The organism is Streptomyces sp. WM6386 (assembly GCF_000972385.1).
Taxonomy (GTDB): Bacteria; Actinomycetota; Actinomycetes; order Streptomycetales; family Streptomycetaceae; genus Streptomyces.
In genome coordinates, this window is record NZ_JXTE01000771.1 from 1 (window position 1) to 317 (window position 317).

The following is a 317-nucleotide window of genomic DNA, read 5'->3' on the forward strand; positions in this document are numbered from 1 at the left end:
CCCGCCAACGACCGTACGAGCAGCGGTGTTCCCCGCGGCTGCTGCTCGGCAATCACAGCCCAGTCGTCCATTGCGCGGCCGTCGGCGATCGCCTGGTCGAACACGCCTCTGAGCAGTTCACCGAACGGCAGGGAGACCGCTTGACCGGCTGCTGCATCGAGGGCGAGGTGGAGGTCCTTGCGTCCAAGTGCTGTGGTGAACCCGGCCGGCCGGTATTTGCGCTGCGCGATCATCGACCCATATCCGGAGTAGACGGGTCCGGGAAAGAGTGTCGAGGCCAGCAGTTCGACGAACTGACCCGGGTCGGCGCCGGCCGC

Annotated in this window: 1 protein-coding gene; it reads right to left on the bottom strand. The window is 67.2% G+C overall.

Annotation, left to right across the window (positions count from 1 at the left end):
• Window positions 1-317: NAD-binding protein (locus tag TN53_RS43600; RefSeq protein WP_046264484.1), on the bottom strand; the 317-nt coding region annotated here is incomplete at both ends.